16 protein-coding genes are annotated in these 14,158 nt (G+C 72.6%); 7 read left to right on the forward strand and 9 right to left on the reverse strand.

Going from position 1 to position 14,158, the window contains the following annotated elements; all coding sequences use genetic code 11:
- Window positions 1-39 precede the first annotated feature (39 nt).
- The 4 genes from miv_RS04070 to miv_RS04085 form a co-directional block, all read right to left on the reverse strand.
- Complete coding sequence (locus tag miv_RS04070) at window positions 40-471, reverse strand: HIT family protein (protein WP_048426248.1); 432 nt, start codon at window positions 469-471, stop codon at window positions 40-42.
- A 247-nt stretch (window positions 472-718) separates the two neighbouring features.
- Window positions 719-1,879, reverse strand: a complete 1,161-nt coding sequence (locus miv_RS04075) for a M20 aminoacylase family protein (protein WP_048426247.1) — start codon at window positions 1,877-1,879, stop codon at window positions 719-721.
- Window positions 1,880-2,043: 164 nt separating this feature from the next.
- The gene (locus miv_RS04080; RefSeq protein ID WP_207181561.1) at window positions 2,044-3,417 is read right to left on the reverse strand and encodes a serine hydrolase domain-containing protein; all 1,374 of its coding nucleotides are present in this window, start codon (window positions 3,415-3,417) and stop codon (window positions 2,044-2,046) included.
- An 84-nt stretch (window positions 3,418-3,501) separates the two neighbouring features.
- Complete coding sequence (locus miv_RS04085) at window positions 3,502-4,734, reverse strand: GNAT family N-acetyltransferase (RefSeq protein ID WP_207181562.1); 1,233 nt, start codon at window positions 4,732-4,734, stop codon at window positions 3,502-3,504.
- A gap of 119 nt (window positions 4,735-4,853) precedes the next feature.
- Between miv_RS04085 and miv_RS04090 the strand changes: the two genes are divergently transcribed.
- Entirely contained in the window at window positions 4,854-5,234 is a 381-nt protein-coding gene (locus tag miv_RS04090) for a hypothetical protein (RefSeq protein ID WP_058617696.1), read from the forward strand.
- A gap of 83 nt (window positions 5,235-5,317) precedes the next feature.
- Here the strand turns inward: miv_RS04090 and rplS are convergent, their stop codons facing one another.
- Window positions 5,318-5,716: a 50S ribosomal protein L19 gene (gene rplS / locus miv_RS04095; protein ID WP_048426244.1), complete on the reverse strand. Its 399-nt coding sequence runs from the start codon at window positions 5,714-5,716 to the stop codon at window positions 5,318-5,320.
- A gap of 276 nt (window positions 5,717-5,992) precedes the next feature.
- Between rplS and miv_RS04100 the strand changes: the two genes are divergently transcribed.
- Window positions 5,993-6,280: a GCG_CRPN prefix-to-repeats domain-containing protein gene (locus tag miv_RS04100; RefSeq protein WP_048426243.1), complete on the forward strand. Its 288-nt coding sequence runs from the start codon at window positions 5,993-5,995 to the stop codon at window positions 6,278-6,280.
- A gap of 89 nt (window positions 6,281-6,369) precedes the next feature.
- Here the strand turns inward: miv_RS04100 and miv_RS04105 are convergent, their stop codons facing one another.
- Genes miv_RS04105 through miv_RS04120 form a run of 4 tightly spaced genes read right to left on the reverse strand, consistent with a single transcriptional unit; the run spans window position 6,370 to window position 9,888 of the window.
- Window positions 6,370-8,037 (reverse strand): SpoIIE family protein phosphatase, encoded by a 1,668-nt coding sequence (locus tag miv_RS04105; protein WP_244748858.1) that lies wholly within the window; start codon window positions 8,035-8,037, stop codon window positions 6,370-6,372.
- Window positions 8,034-8,939: a GGDEF domain-containing protein gene (locus miv_RS04110; RefSeq protein ID WP_244748859.1), complete on the reverse strand. Its 906-nt coding sequence runs from the start codon at window positions 8,937-8,939 to the stop codon at window positions 8,034-8,036. Before miv_RS04110 ends, miv_RS04105 begins: the two co-directional genes overlap by 4 nt.
- On the reverse strand, window positions 8,936-9,322 hold the full coding sequence (locus tag miv_RS04115; RefSeq protein ID WP_048426242.1) for a DUF1987 domain-containing protein: 387 nt from the start codon (window positions 9,320-9,322) through the stop codon (window positions 8,936-8,938). Before miv_RS04115 ends, miv_RS04110 begins: the two co-directional genes overlap by 4 nt.
- An 11-nt stretch (window positions 9,323-9,333) precedes the next feature.
- Window positions 9,334-9,888: a SiaB family protein kinase gene (locus miv_RS04120; RefSeq protein WP_053220788.1), complete on the reverse strand. Its 555-nt coding sequence runs from the start codon at window positions 9,886-9,888 to the stop codon at window positions 9,334-9,336.
- A 487-nt stretch (window positions 9,889-10,375) separates the two neighbouring features.
- Between miv_RS04120 and miv_RS04125 the strand changes: the two genes are divergently transcribed.
- The 5 genes from miv_RS04125 to miv_RS04145 all read left to right on the forward strand — a co-directional run bounded on the left by miv_RS04125 (window position 10,376) and on the right by miv_RS04145 (window position 14,144).
- Window positions 10,376-10,879, forward strand: coding sequence for a universal stress protein (locus miv_RS04125; RefSeq protein WP_058617678.1), 504 nt, complete (start codon window positions 10,376-10,378; stop codon window positions 10,877-10,879).
- Window positions 10,880-11,004: 125 nt separating this feature from the next.
- Window positions 11,005-11,571, forward strand: a complete 567-nt coding sequence (locus tag miv_RS04130; RefSeq protein ID WP_048426239.1) for a NifU family protein — start codon at window positions 11,005-11,007, stop codon at window positions 11,569-11,571.
- Window positions 11,572-11,803: 232 nt separating this feature from the next.
- Window positions 11,804-12,502, forward strand: a complete 699-nt coding sequence (gene tsaB, locus miv_RS04135) for a tRNA (adenosine(37)-N6)-threonylcarbamoyltransferase complex dimerization subunit type 1 TsaB (protein WP_207181563.1) — start codon at window positions 11,804-11,806, stop codon at window positions 12,500-12,502.
- A 14-nt stretch (window positions 12,503-12,516) separates the two neighbouring features.
- Window positions 12,517-12,999, forward strand: a complete 483-nt coding sequence (locus miv_RS04140) for a GNAT family N-acetyltransferase (protein WP_048426237.1) — start codon at window positions 12,517-12,519, stop codon at window positions 12,997-12,999.
- A 224-nt stretch (window positions 13,000-13,223) separates the two neighbouring features.
- Window positions 13,224-14,144, forward strand: a complete 921-nt coding sequence (locus miv_RS04145) for a lysophospholipid acyltransferase family protein (RefSeq protein WP_207181565.1) — start codon at window positions 13,224-13,226, stop codon at window positions 14,142-14,144.
- Window positions 14,145-14,158: the final 14 nt, after the last annotated feature.

Genomic DNA, 14,158 nt, shown 5'->3' on the forward strand with positions numbered 1-14,158 from the left:
GTATCGAGGGGGACGCGGCCGAGGCCGGGCTGGTTCCCGTCAGTCGGCGAGCGCCGCGCGGATCCGCTCCGCGTGGGCGGCGAGCAAGTCCGGATCGGCCATGCCCTCGACGTGGCGGCGCGGCGCGACGCCCTCGTGCCGGGGCAGGACGTGGACGTGGAGGTGGAAGACGGTCTGGCCGGCCGCCGCCTCGTTGTATTGATAGACCGCGACGCCGTCGGCCGCGAACGCCGCCTTGGCGGCCCGGGCCACGCGCTGCACGGCGGCGTAGAGGGCGCCGAGCGTCGCCGGGTCCGCGTCGAGCAGGTTGCGGCTCGCGGTCTTGGGCACCACCAGGGTGTGGCCGTCGGCCTGGGGCATCACGTCCATGAAGGCGACGACGTGCTCGTCCTCGTAGACCTTGTGGCACGGCACCTCGCCGCGCAGGATCTTGCCGAAGATGTTCTGGGGATCGTAGGCGGTCTCGGTCATCTCGAAATCCCGTGTCGCTGCGAGGTCCCGGGAGCGTCTGCGGTGCAGTGCGTCCCGGGACTGTCCGTACCCCGGCCCCCGCTGTCCCGGCGGGAGCCCGGAATCCGGGCAAGCTCCTGCGGCAGGAGTGCGGCCCGGCGCAACCGCTCTTTTCCGGCAAGACCTCGGCAAAAGACCTGCGAGATGCCTGCAGGACGCCCCATGAACGACGCGGAGGGACCCGCTGGCGAGCGGGTCCCGCACCCCGTCACGCCGCCGAGCGCCGCTCCACCAGCCGGGCGAGGTAGGCCGCGCCGAGCGGGATGATGGCGTCGTCGAAGTCGTAGGCCGCGTTGTGGACGGCGGCCCCGGCCTTGCCGTCGAGCCAGGCATAGGTGCCCGGCACGGCGAGCAGCATGTCGGCGAAGTCCTCGCTGCCCATCTTGGGCTCGGGTGCGGTGTCGACCTTGGCCGCGCCGAACAATTCGGTGGCGATCGCGGCGGCGGCCTGCGTCTGGGCCTCGCTGTTGCGCAGGACCGAGAAGATGTTGCGGATGTCGACGACGATCTCTGCCCCGAAGGTCGCGGCGATGCCGGCCGCGATCTCGCGCATGCGCTTGGCCACCAGGGCGCGGATGTCGTCGTCGAAGGTGCGGATCGTGCCGGCGAGGTGGGCCTCCTCCGGAATCACGTTGTAGGCCGCCCCGGCATGGACCTGGGTGATCGACAGCACGGCCGATTGCAGCGGGTCGGCGTTGCGGCTGACGATCGTCTGGAGCGCCTGAACCAGGGCGGCCTGGACCACCACCGGATCGACGCCGCGATGCGGCTGCGCCCCGTGGGCGCCGCGGCCGACGATGCGGATGTCGAAGAAATCGGCCGCCGCCATCGCGGCGCCGGTCCGCACCGACAGCTCGCCGAAGCGCCCGCCCGGGTTGTTGTGCAGGCCGTAGACCTCGTCGCAGGGGAAGCGTGAGAACAGCCCGTCGGCCAGCATGGCGCGGGCGCCGCCCAGTCCCTCCTCGGCGGGCTGGAAGATGAACACCGCCGTCCCGTCGAAGTCGCGGGTCTCGGCGAGGTACTTGGCGGCGCCGAGCAGCATCGTGGTGTGGCCGTCATGGCCGCAGGCATGCATCTTGCCGGGCACCGTCGAGCGGTAGGGGAGGTTCGTCGCCTCCTGGATCGGCAGGGCGTCCATGTCGGCGCGCAGCCCGATACGGCGCGGGCTGGTGCCGCGGCCCTTCAGGACGCCGACGACGCCGGTGCGGCCGATCCCGCGATGGACCTCGATCCCCCAGGAGGCGAGTTTTTCCGCCACGATGCCGGAGGTGCGCACCTCCTCGAAGCCGAGCTCGGGATGGGCGTGCAGGTCGCGCCGGATGGCCGTGAGGGCGTCGTGGTCGGCGGAGATGCGGTCGATCGGGGACATGCGGCGGAACGCTCCGGGACGTGACGGCCCGTGTCGCCCGGGCCTGAACGGCGCGCATCCTCCGGTGGCCGCAGGCGCGAGTCCAGGGGCTCCGATGCATGGGGCGCGGATGCATGGGGCGCGGATGCATGGCCGTATCCGGCCGCCCGCGCCCCCGGACGGGCTCAATCGGCGATGGCGCCGTAGACGAGCTGCTTGATCTCGCGCCGGTAATGGGCGCGGCTGGGTCCCGGCGCCTGGGTCATCATCACCACCGCCAGGTCCTCCTTGGGATCGACCCAGAAGAAGGTGCCGGCGTAGCCCGCCCACATGAACTCGCCCTTCGAGCCCGGCACGCCGGCGATGCCGGCTTCCTTGCGCACCATGAAGCCGAGGCCGAACGTGTAGCCGGGCACGCCCATCAGCAGCTCGCCCGGGCTGACCACCGGCTTGATCCGGTCGCCGAGATGGTCGGCGGTCATCAGCTCGACGCTGGTGCGGCTGAGCACCCGCGCACCGTCGAGGCTGCCGCCGTCGAGGAGAGCCTGGGCGAAGCGCAGGTAGTCGGCCGCGGTGCCGTAGCCGCCCGCACCACCGGAATCGTTCTTCGGGACGGCGCCGTCGATGAGCCGGTTCGGCGCGCCGGTGGCGGGATCGGTCGGCAGCGCCTGGGCGATCCGCCCGGCCTTGTCGGCCGGCACCGAGAAGCCGGTCTCCCTCATCTTCAGCGGTCGCAGGACCCGCTCGGCCAGGTAGTCGCCGAGGCGCCGGCCGGAGGCCTTCTCGACGACGCGGCCGAGCACGTCGACCGCCAGGCTGTACTGCCAGACCGTGCCGGGCTGGTAGGCGAGGGGGGCGCTCGCGATCCGGCCGGTGAACTCCTCCGGGGTGAGGTCGGTGGTGTTGTAGTCGAAGTCGGGCTTGAACAGGCCGGCCTTGGCGTAGGCCGCCTTCACGGCCGGGTTGGTGGTGATCTCGCCATAGGCGAGTCCGGCGGTATGGCGCAGGAGATCCTGTACGGTCGGCGCGCGCTCGGCCGAGACGAGGTCGGGCGCGGCCTCGCCCAGCGCGTTGGGGCGGGTGCCGGCGACCTTGAGATCCTTGAACTCGGGCAGGTATTTCGAGACCGGGTCGGTCAGCTGGAGGCGGCCGTCCTCGACCAGCGTCATCGCGGCGACCGAGGCGAGCGGCTTCGTCATCGAGTAGATGCGGAAGATCGCGTTCGTCTCCAGCGGCGCCCCGGCGGCCTTGTCGCGGAAGCCGATGCTCTCCGCGTAGGCGAGGCGGCCGCGCCGGGCGATCATCACCACGGCACCGGGCAGGCGGCCGGCGGCCACCTCCTCCTCCATGACCTGTCTGATCCGGCCGAGCCGCTCGGAGGAGAGCCCGACCTCCTCCGGCTTGGCCGGTGCCAGGGCCCCGCCGGTGCGCGGCCGCAAGGCCGCATCCGCCAGGGCCGGGGTGTGCAGGGCAGGGGTTGCCAGCGCCAGCACCAGCCCGAGGCAGCCCGACAGTATCCGGCGGGACGCGCGCCCGCGTCCTCCCACGCTCGTCGACATGACGTTTCGCTCCCGAACCGGAGCCTCTTGCCGGGCTCCGTGCGGGGAGCGTAGCGGCCTGCCGGTCCGGGCGCTACGGCGCCGTCAGTCCTCGCCGCGCCGGAACGGCGTCGCCGCGTCGAGTTCCTCGGCGGCCGCCGCGACGTGGCGCGCCTCGCGCCTCAGGTAGTCGGCGATGGCCGCCCGCAGGCCGGAATCGGCGATGTCGTGGGCCGAGTGCGTGATCACCGGCCGGTAGCCGCGGGCGAGCTTGTGCTCGCCCTGCGCCCCTGCCTCGACCCGGGCGAGGCCGCGACGAATCGCGAAGTCGATCGCCTGGTAGTAGCAGACCTCGAAATGCAGGAAGGGATGGTCCTCGATGCAGCCCCAGTTACGGCCGTAGAGGGCGCGATCGCCGATCAGGTTGATGGCGCCGGCGACGTATTGCCCCTCGCGCCGGGCCATCACCAGCAGGATCCGTTCCGGCATCCGCTTGCCGATGAGCGAGAAGAAGCGGCGGTTGAGGTAGGGCCGGCCCCATTTGCGCGAACCGGTATCCATGTAGAACCGGTAGAAGGCGTCCCAATGCTCGTCCCGGAGGTCGGCGCCGGTGACCCACTCGATGGTGATGCCGGAGGCGAGCGCGTCGCGCCGCTCGCGCTTGATCGCCTTGCGCTTGCGCGAGGCGAGCGCGCCGAGGAAATCGTCGAAGGTGGAATAGCCGTCGTTGTCCCAGTGGAACTGCTGGTCGACCCGGCGCAGGAAGCCCAGCGCCCCGGCCCGCTCGGCCTCGGTCTCGGGCAGGAACGTCGCGTGGATCGAGGAGGCTTCGACCTGCCGGCGCAGGGCGCGCAGGCCGGCGACGAGGGCGGCGGTGGCCTCGTCGGCATCCTCGCCCGGAGCGATCAGGAAGCGCGGGCCCGTCACCGGCGTGAACGGCACGCTGACCTGGAGCTTCGGATAGTAGCGGCCGCCGGCTTGCTCGAACGCGTCGGCCCAGCCGTGGTCGAACACGTACTCGCCCTGCGAGTGGGATTTCAGGTAGCAGGGCGCGTAGCCGATCACCCGTCCGTCGCGCTCGGCGGCGACGTGCAGCGGTAGCCAGCCGGTGCGTCCGCCGACGCAGCCGGATTCCTCCAGCGCCGACAGGAAGGCGTGGCTGACGAACGGGTTGTGGCTCTCGCCCGCGCCCGCCATCGACTCTTGTGAGTGCGCACAGCGGTCCCACTCCGCCGCCGCGATCTCGGAGATGCGCTGGACGACGCGGACCTGAAGGGCGCCCGTCGCCGGGGCGTCCCCGCCTTCCGCCGCACCGCATGACTCGCCGGTTGTCTCCATGCCGCCGAAGCTAGGACGGGGCCCGGGGGCCGGCAATGCGGCGCGGCCTCGCAGCGCCGCCGGCCCGACGGTCGGGCCCCGCGGAACCGTTGGCCCGTCCGGCCCATTTGTTTCTGATCATGACCAGAGACGACATCACCACGCGCCCCCTCCCGCCCGCGACGACCGGCACGCCGAGCCTGTCGGAGAAGGAGGCCCTCGCCAAAGCCTGGGACGACCGGATCGTCAAGCTTCTCGACCTCCTGCCGCGGCGGGTGGCGGATGCGATCGCCTGGCTGCGGGCGCCGTCGCGGCGCTGGGTGCGGATCCCGGCCGCCCTGCTGCTGATCCTCGGCGGCTTCCTGGCGGTCCTGCCGGTCTTCGGGCTGTGGATGCTGCCGCTCGGCCTCGCGCTCCTGAGCGAGGACATCCCCGGCATGAAACCGTCCCTCGAGCGCGCGGCGCGCTGGCTGGAGGACAAGTGGAACCGGCTCGCCCGAAGGTGGCGCGGCTCCCGCTGAGTCGCGTCCCCGACGAAAAAGGCCGCCTCGACCCGGCAGGGGAGGCGGCCTTCTCGTGAAACGTCGCGCTGGCGCGACGGATCTTACTCCGCGGCGGCGGTCTTCTTGGTCTTGCCCTTCTCGGCACCGCGCTCGGCGCGCTCGGCGATACGGGCCGACTTGCCGCGGCGATCGCGCAGGTAGTACAGCTTGGCGCGACGCACCTTGCCGCGACGCACGACCTTGATCGAATCGATGTTCGGCGAGTAGATCGGGAAGACGCGCTCGACGCCCTCGCCGTACGAGATCTTGCGGACGGTGAAGCTCTCGTTGATGCCGCCGCCGGAACGGGCGATCACGACGCCCTCGTAGGCCTGGACGCGGCTGCGCTCGCCTTCCTTCACCTTGACGTTCACGATGACCGTGTCGCCGGGCTCGAAGTCGGGGATCGTCTTGTTGAGCTGAGCGATCTGCTCCTGCTCGAGCTGCTGGATGATGTTCATCGGTCAAACTCCTGCCGTCGCCGCCGCGGCCCCGGGATGGGATCTCGGCGTCAGGATTTCGGCGTCCTGTTGTGAGTTGCCGGCTCCCTTACAGGAACGGTCGCGGCTTGTCGACACGGGGTCCGGAGCCTTTTTCGCGACCGTCCGAGACGCGGCGGGTTCAGGGGGAGGGAACAGAACGGCGCGTTCCCGGTTGTGTCCGCTCGGCGCGGCGCCGGCCCCTCGGCGCCGCCCGTTCCACGGACACCCTCACGGATTCGACGGAGGACCATCCGCATGCTGATGCGTTGGAAGATCGCCGGCCTCGCCGCCCTGGCCTTCGGCGGTCTCGCGGCCGCCCCTGCGAGCGCCGCCCCGGCCGGCCCCGGTCTCTCGGGCCTGCTCGCCCCCGAGGCGCCGGTGACGCAGGTCGCCCAAGGCTGCGGCCCGGGCTTCGCCCGCGGCCCCTGGGGCCGCTGCCGGCCGATGTATGGCCGCCGCTATTTCGGTCCGCCGCGGGCCTATGGCCGCCGCTGCTTCATCCGCCCGACGCCCTACGGGCCGCGCCGGATCTGCCGGTTCTGATCGGCCCCGGTCGCGGGTGACCGGCAACCGGTCCCCAGGGATGGGCGAACGATGAACGGGGCGGGCTTCCCGAGGGGATCCCGCCCTTCTCACGTCCGGACGGGCCGGAACGCCACGAGCGCCATGTCGTCCCGGCGCGGCTCGGACCCGCGATGGGCGGCAAGGTCGCGCTCCAGCGCCGCCACCTGCCCGGCGAGGGGCAGATTCCGGTGCCGCAGCAAGATCTCGGCGACGCCGCGATGGCCGAGGAGCCGGCGCGAGGCGCCGCCCATCTGGTCGCTGACCCCGTCGGTCATCAGGAAGACCGTCTCGGTCCCGTCGAGCGGCAGCACCTTTTCCGCGATCACCTCCTCCCGGCCGGTGAGGCGGTAGCCGAGCCCGTGACGCCGGCCCTTGATCCGGGTAACCGCGTCGCCCGACAGGACCGTGAGCGCGAGGCCGGCCCCCGCAAAATGCAGGGTCCCGGCGCTGCGATCGACGACGCAGACGCCGCAATCGAGCCCGTCGTCGGAGCCGCCCGCCTCGTCCGCGGCCTGCCGCAGCCGTCCGCGCACCGCCTCGTCGAGGGCGCCCAGGATGGCGTCCGGTTCGCGCAGGCCGCGGTCGTGGAGGATCCGGTCGAGGGCGGTCGCCACGATCAGGGTCAGGAAGGCCCCGGGCACGCCGTGGCCGGTGCAATCGGCCACCACCACGATCGTGACACCGTCGATCTCCTCGACCCAGAAATAGTCGCCGCCGACGACGTGGAGCGGCTCCCACAGGACCGCGAGGTCGAGCCCGGAATGCCGCAGGGCGTCCGGCCCCGGCAGCACCGCCTGCTGGATGCGGCGGGCGTAGCCCAGGCTCTCCATCACTAGGCCGTTGGCCTCGGCGAGCTGCCCGTGGGTGCGCTCCAGCTCGGCGAGCAGATGGCGCGCCTCGTCGCCGCTCTTCAGGCCCTCGACCATCCGGTTGAAGGCGGCGGAGATGTCGGCGATCTCGCGGCTCGGCCGCCGGCTGCCGGCGAGATCCACCACCGCCCAGTCCTTCCGCTCGACCCGGCCCATGGCGGTGAGCAGGCGGTCGAGGGGCGCGAGCACGTGGCGGCGCACCGCGAGGCGCAGGGCGAGGGCGAAGGCGAGGATCAGCACCAGGCTCGCCCCCAGCACCATCACGAACTGCTTCTCGGCATTGGCGCGAAGGCCCTCGGCCGAGAGCACCAGCGTCAGGCTGCCGGCGGGCCGGTCGCCGGCCCCGCCGGCGATTTCCGCCGAGACCTGGACGCGCTCGAAGTTGCGGCCCCGCGGCTCCTCCCCGAGGCGCGCCACGACGCTTCCCGTCCCGTCGCGCAGGACCGCGAAGCGGAAGGTGGGATCGAGGCCGAGGGCCTGGAGCGAAGGGCCGTAGGACGCCGTCCAGTCCGGCCGGGACAGGGCCCGGGCGGTCATGTCGGCCATCATCTGGGCGCGCTCGCCCTCGATCCGGATCTGGTCGCCGTAATTCACCCAGGCGATCGCCACCTGGGTCAGCAGCACCAGGGCGGCGATCACCGGCGACAGGCGCAGGAAGAGGGTGTGGGCGAGGCCGTCGAGGTTGCGGCCCCGGGCCGCGCCGCGCAGGGCCCCCGGGCGCATCGTGTCGGCGCCGCCGTCCCGGGTCGTCGGCACCTCGGTGAGGCCGAGATCGGTCGGCGCGTCGCCCCGGCGCAGGGGGCCGGCGCCGCGCAGGGACCCGCCGCGGCGGGTGCCGCCCGCCTGGTCCAGGATCTCGCCGCTCACGGCGCGGCGGCTGCCGGGGCCAGCTCCACCCGGTTGCGGCCGCCGTGCTTGGCGGCGTAGAGCGCCGCGTCGGCCCGGCGCATCGCCGCCGGCAGCGTCTCGCCCGGCCCGGCGGCGGCGAGCCCGATGCTCACCGTGATGCCGATCGGCCCGCCCTCCGTCGCGACCGGCATGTCGGCCACGGCGGTGCGGATCCGCTCGGCCACCGCCGTCCCGTCCGTGATCGCGGTGCCGACCAGCAGCACCGCGAATTCCTCGCCGCCGAGCCGGCCGATCGTATCGAGGGAGCGCAGGGCCGAGCGGCAGGCGGCCACGAAGGCGATCAGTGCGGCGTCGCCCGCGGCGTGGCCGTGGCTGTCGTTGACGAGCTTGAACCGGTCGATGTCGAGCATCAGGAGGCAGGCCGACTGGTCGGCGCGGCGCGGCCAGTCCCGGGTGCAGACCTCGAGGAAGCGCCGGCGGGCCAGCGCTCCGGTCAGCGGATCGGTGTCCGCGAGGCGGCGCAGCTCCGCCTCCAGGCGGGCGCTCGTCTCGATCTCGCCCGAGAGGGCGACGTTGAGGGATTGCAGGTCGCGCTGCTGCTCGGCGAGGCGCCTGTTGGCCTTCTGCAGGTCGGCCTGCATCCGGTCGCTCAGGCGGACCAGGCGGCGCTGCTCGCGGTAGCCCCGGCGGTAGGCCTCGGCCAGCACCTTCACCCCGTCCGCCACTGCGGCGAGCTGGGTCAGCATCACCTCGGTCCGGTCGAGGACGGCCTCCTCGTTGTCGAACAGGCTGAACACGTTGTCGGCGCGCTTGCGCCCGCCCGGTTCGCCGCGCCCGCTCGCCGGCGGGGCGTCATCGCGGTCCGTGGGTGTGTCGCCGTCCGTCATCGCTGCGGGTTCCGGAGCCGCCCGGTTCGTCATGCCGCCGTCTCCTGCACCATCTCGAATCGCGCGTGCGAGAAGTCGGCGGCGAAATCCTCGCCGGCCTCCGCGATGGTGTCGTCGCCCTCGGCGTAGAGCCAGCGGACCGTCACGTCGCGGCCCTCCCCGGCGGCGTCCTCGAGCGGCATGAACAGGTTCATCAAGGCCTTGGCGCTCGACGAGTTGAAGTACGACAGGGCGACGTCGACGGTCAGCGGGCCGTCGCCCTCGTCCAGATGGCCGCGCAGGGCCTGAAGCAGCGGGCCGTAGAAGGCGGCGGCGTCCTCGGGGTAGGATTCGCCGCGCAGGACCAGGCGGCCGGCGGGAAAGTCGAAATCGACCAGCGGCGAGCGGCTGGTGGCGGGGATCTGGATCCGGTCCATCGTCGGGTGCTTCAGATGAAGGCCTTGAGGCAGAAGAAGCTGCGATCGTCGCCGCGGGCCTGGAAATCGTACTCGACCGGGGCGCTCGAGCGCCGGGCGATCTCGATCAGCCCGATGCTGCCGCCGAGGCTGCCCTCGTCGGCGGGCTGGCGCAGCCGCTCGCGGTAGTAGTGCTTCAGCTCCTCGCCCGACAGCCCGACGATATGGTCGAGCCGGGCGCGCAGGGCCGGGACGTGCTCCCCCGGCACCTCGTTGCCGCAGGCGACGAAGAAGCGGCCGTTCTCGACCCCGACCACGATCAGCCCGGCGCTCACCATCCCGCCCTGAGGGGCGCCCGGCGGCACGAGCTTGTCGGCGGAGTAGCGGATCACGTTCTGGGCCTGTTCGACGAAAATCGAGAACACGCGCTTCGACACCGTGGCGTCGGCCGCCCCCTGCTGCATGCGCAGCTTCAGCACCTCGCCGAGCGAGAACAGGACGTTCTCCGACAGGTCGCCGCCGAACGACAGGATGATGCCGTTGCGTCGGGACGCCTCGTGAAAGGCCATGAAGTCTTGAGCAAGCACCGATCTCTCCCGCCCGGGTACCGCCGGCCTAAGCCAATCGCCCGAGCCGATACAGATTCGGCAATAGGCCGGCCGGGCCATAGGCTACGACACCGAAGCTCACCAGAGTGTTACATCGTTCTTCGATCGAAGTCTCTTGTTGCCGTGAGGAAAAATCAGCCTTTCGCGCGCCAAGGTGCGGTTTTTCGTGAGGTTCGTGCTGAAATTGCCCGCGCGGTGCCCAGCTCGTGGGCAGTCCGGGTCTGTCCAGCCGCCAGTTGACGCCGGGACGATTCGATCGTGCCCTTGGGATCTTCAGGCGAGTCCCTGTCCCGTTCCGGTGGCGCGGCGCCGAAGAGGAGCGATTCGGGGTCGTTCGCCCCGCTGCTGCTCCACGCTCCCCTCGCCAGACCGCCCGCGCCCGTGTTCCTCGCGCGCATGCGAGGGACGGCTTGCGGCCTGCGCGCCGCACGGGCAGCATCCGGCCGGCAGCGGAGCGGATCCGGGCATGGTCGAGATCAAGCGGCGCCGGTCCTTCGAGGCCGGGCATCGCCTCAAATTCATGGTGCTGGTCGACGAGACGCCGGAATGCGACCGCGCGGTGCATTTCGCGGTGCGCCGGGCCGCCCGGCTCGGGGCCCGGGTGGTGATGCTGGCGGTGGCCGAGCCCCCCGAGACGATGGAATGGCTCGGCGTCGGCGACGCGATGCGGGCCGAGGCCGAGGCCGAGACCCAGGCCCGCTTGGAGGTTCTCGCGGCGGCGGCGCGCCAGGCCGCGGGGGTCGATCCCGAACTGGTCGTGGGCACCGGCGAGCGGGCCGACGCGATCCTGCGCCAGATCGAGGCCGACGAGGACATCGCCTTCCTGGTGCTCGGTGCCGCCGCCGGCAGCGACGGGCCGGGTCCCCTCGTCACCTCGATCGCCGGGCGCAGCGCCGGCAGCTTCCCGGTGCCGGTGGTGATCGTGCCGGGTGCGCTCAGCGAGGCGGAGATCACGGCGCTCGCCGGATGACGCCCCTCCATTGAGCTTTGGCGCGTTCGGGTCCACATCTGCCGGCAGGCGGGGGAGCGCTCGATCGCCCCGCGCCGTTCCCGGCCGGCCTTGAACCGGCGCAGAGAACCTTTCGAGGATCACCGATGTTCATCCAGACCGAAGCGACGCCGAACCCCGCCACCCTGAAGTTCCTCCCCGGCAAGGTCGTCCTGGCCGACGGCACCTTCGAGGCCCGGGACGAGGGGGCCGCCGCGCGCTCGCCGCTCGCCCGCGCGCTGTTCGGCGTCGAGGGCGTCTCCGGCGTCTATCTCGGCCACGACTTCATCTCGGTGACCAAGGCCGAGGGCGAGCCGGGCTGGCCGCAGGTCAAGCCCGCGGTGCTCGGCGCCATCATGGAGCACTTCATGTCCGGGGCCCCGGTCATGGAGGCCGGCCACGCCCCCGAGGAGGCGGCGGAAGAGTTCTACGACGAGGCCGATGCCGACACGGTCGTCACTATCAAGGACCTGCTCGAGACCCGGGTGCGCCCGGCGGTGGCGGGCGATGGCGGCGACATCACCTTCCGGGGCTTTCGCGATGGCGTGGTCTACCTGGAGATGAAGGGCGCCTGCTCGGGCTGCCCGTCCTCCACCGCCACCCTGCGCCAGGGCGTGCAGAACCTCTTCCGCCACTTCCTGCCCGACGTGCGCGAGGTCCAGGCGGTCTCCTGACCGTCCCGGCGACGCTTTCCGCCGCCCGGGCGGTTTCCTCGGGCGCGGCGGATGCTCTAAAGGCTGGATCGGACCGGACCGCCCCGCTCGTCGAGCGGGGCGGTCCTTCTTGTGTTAACCTGTCCGTGCCAGGCTGGGACTGAAGCGGTGGGCCGAGAACCAGCCCGGCCGGCGGCATGCAGGCCGCGGCGACGGACCCGCGGGCGCGAACGAGGGCGGAGCCTGAAGAGACGTGCGCATCCTGGCGATCGATACCGCGCTCGAGCGCTGCGCCGCCTGCATCATGGCGGACGACGCTCCCGAGCCCCTGGCCCAGGAGAGCATGGACCTGTCGCGCGGCCACGCCGAGGCGCTGCTGCCCCTCGTCGAGCGGGTGACGGCCCGGGTCGAGGGCGGGTTCGAGAGCCTGGACCGGGTCGCCGTCACGGTCGGCCCGGGCTCCTATACCGGCTTGCGCGTCGGCCTCTCGGCGGCGCGCGCGGTCGGGCTCGCCTGCGGCATCCCGGTCGTCGGCGTCACCACCCTGTCGGCCCTGCTGGCGCCGCTGCTCGCGGCCGACGAGGATTACCTCGGCCGGGGCTACCTGCTCGCCGCGGCGGTCGATGCGCGCCACGGCCACGTCTATTTCCAGGCGCTGAGCCAGGATGGCGGCATCGCGGTGCCGCCGAGCCTGCTGCCCCTGACCGAGGCCCTTCGCCTTCTCGGCCCGGGTCCCGCGGCCCTCGCCGGCTCCGCCGGCCCGGCGCTGGCGGCGGCCGCCGCCGCGCAGGGCCTGCGTGCCGTCGTGCCCGAGGGCCATACCGCCCCGCAGATCGCCTGGGTGGCGTCGCTGGGCCTCGTCGCCGATCCCGCCCACGCCCTCGCCCGGCCCCTCTACCTGCGGGGGCCGGACGCCCAGCCGCAGGACCACATGCGGCTTCCCCGCCGCTGACGGAGTTCCCCCCGATGAAGTGGATGCCGTTCCGCTCCCCCCCGACCGCCCATGTCGCGCCCCTGACTTCGGCCGACCGGGCCGGGGAGCTGGCGGCGCTCCACGCCACCGCCTTCGCGCGGCCCTGGGAGGCGGACGAGTTCGAGCGCATGCTGTGCGAGCGCGGCCACGTCGCTCACGCGCTGATGCTCGGCACGGTGATCGGCGGCTTCGTGCTCTCGCGCCAGGTCCTCGACGAGGCCGAGATCCTCACCGTCGTCCTCGGCCCGGCTTCCCGCGGCGCAGGCCTCAGCCGCCAGCTCCTGCGCGCCCACCTCGTCGCCCTGGAGGATCTGGGCGTCCGCCGGGTCCACCTGGAGGTCGACGACGGCAACGTTCCGGCGCTCGCCCTCTACCGCCGCCTCGGCTTCGCCGAGACCGGCCGCCGGGCGAGCTACTATGCCCGGCCCGACGGCGGGCGCGCCAACGCGATCATGATGCAGGCGGCGTTGGGATAGGGGCGGCGGCGCGTGAACCCTCACCCGCAGAGGGGGGAGGGTTCATGCTCTCGGCCGTTGCTCCCGCATCCGGGCGACCTGCTGTGCCGTGTCCAGTGAGCAGGGAGATCCGGCGCGGTGGACGCCCCCGGCCGGACTTGGTATGCGGCAGACGACGCACGGGCCGAACCGCGCGGCCCCCGAAAAAACCTCCCCGAGCCGAGCCCCGTGCCGCCGCCCGAACCATGACGTACCTCGTCGCCGGCCTGCGGCTCCTCGCCTACGCACTCGTCTTCGCGCTCCTCGCCGGGCCGCACTGGCTGGCGCTCAAGTTCGGCCGCGGCGCCCATGCGGGCCGGGCGCCGGTCTGGCTGCACCGGGCCTTCCTGCATCTGTTTCAGGTGCGGCTGATCGTGACCGGCACGCCGCCGGCGCCGGGCGAGGCGGCGCTCGTCATCGCCAACCACATCTCCTGGCTCGACATCCCGGTGCTGGGAGCGGTGCGGCCGCTCTCCTTCGTGGCGAAATCCGAGATCGCCGGCTGGCCGGTGATCGGCACGCTCGCGCGCCTCCAGCGCACCGTGTTCATCGACCGGGCCCGCAAGCGCCACACCGCGGTAGTCAACACCGAGATGAGCCGGCGCCTGCGCGCGGGCGACCTGATCGTGCTCTTTGCCGAAGGCACCACCGGCGACGGCACCCGGCTCCTGCCGTTCCGCACCTCGCTCGTCGGCGCGGCGCGGGCGGCGATCACCGAGGGCGGGCTCGACCGGGTGCGGCTCCAGCCGCTCTGCATCGCCTATACGCGCCGCCACGGCCTGCCGCTGACCCGGGCCGAGCGGCCGGACATCGCCTGGTACGGCGACATGGAGCTCGGTCCCAGCGTCAAGCTGTTCTTCGAGCGCGGGCCGATCGACGTCCGGGTGACCTGGGGCGAGCCGGTGGCCTTCGCGGCCGGGACCGACCGCAAGGTGGCGACGGCGCTCGCCGAGGCCTCGGTGCGCCGCGCCCTCCAGGAGGCGGTGACCGGCCGCCCGCCGGTGCCGACGCCAGAACCTGCATCTGGCGAGTCTGCATCTGGCGGGTCTGCACCCGGGACGCCGCGCGCCGATGCCCCGGCCGCTGCGGCCGCCCCGCCTATTCTCATTCCGGCCGCGACGGCTTAAATGACGGGGACCAG

This window comes from Methylobacterium indicum, assembly GCF_017347565.1.
GTDB lineage: Bacteria > Pseudomonadota > Alphaproteobacteria > Rhizobiales > Beijerinckiaceae > Methylobacterium > Methylobacterium indicum.

What these genes read in the sequence shown, in the direction of transcription:
- miv_RS04080 (WP_207181561.1), bottom strand. Translation starts at nt 3,417, where the DNA reads ATGTCGACGAGCGTGGGAGGACGCGGGCGCGCGTCCCGCCGGATACTG.
- rplS (WP_048426244.1), bottom strand. Translation starts at nt 5,716, where the DNA reads ATGAACATCATCCAGCAGCTCGAGCAGGAGCAGATCGCTCAGCTCAAC.
- miv_RS04090 (WP_058617696.1), top strand. Translation starts at nt 4,854, where the DNA reads ATGACCAGAGACGACATCACCACGCGCCCCCTCCCGCCCGCGACGACC.
- miv_RS04115 (WP_048426242.1), bottom strand. Translation starts at nt 9,322, where the DNA reads ATGGACCGGATCCAGATCCCCGCCACCAGCCGCTCGCCGCTGGTCGAT.
- miv_RS04110 (WP_244748859.1), bottom strand. Translation starts at nt 8,939, where the DNA reads ATGACGAACCGGGCGGCTCCGGAACCCGCAGCGATGACGGACGGCGAC.
- miv_RS04085 (WP_207181562.1), bottom strand. Translation starts at nt 4,734, where the DNA reads ATGGAGACAACCGGCGAGTCATGCGGTGCGGCGGAAGGCGGGGACGCC.
- miv_RS04075 (WP_048426247.1), bottom strand. Translation starts at nt 1,879, where the DNA reads ATGTCCCCGATCGACCGCATCTCCGCCGACCACGACGCCCTCACGGCC.
- miv_RS04145 (WP_207181565.1), top strand. Translation starts at nt 13,224, where the DNA reads ATGACGTACCTCGTCGCCGGCCTGCGGCTCCTCGCCTACGCACTCGTC.
- miv_RS04140 (WP_048426237.1), top strand. Translation starts at nt 12,517, where the DNA reads ATGAAGTGGATGCCGTTCCGCTCCCCCCCGACCGCCCATGTCGCGCCC.
- miv_RS04125 (WP_058617678.1), top strand. Translation starts at nt 10,376, where the DNA reads ATGGTCGAGATCAAGCGGCGCCGGTCCTTCGAGGCCGGGCATCGCCTC.
- miv_RS04100 (WP_048426243.1), top strand. Translation starts at nt 5,993, where the DNA reads ATGCTGATGCGTTGGAAGATCGCCGGCCTCGCCGCCCTGGCCTTCGGC.
- miv_RS04130 (WP_048426239.1), top strand. Translation starts at nt 11,005, where the DNA reads ATGTTCATCCAGACCGAAGCGACGCCGAACCCCGCCACCCTGAAGTTC.
- miv_RS04070 (WP_048426248.1), bottom strand. Translation starts at nt 471, where the DNA reads ATGACCGAGACCGCCTACGATCCCCAGAACATCTTCGGCAAGATCCTG.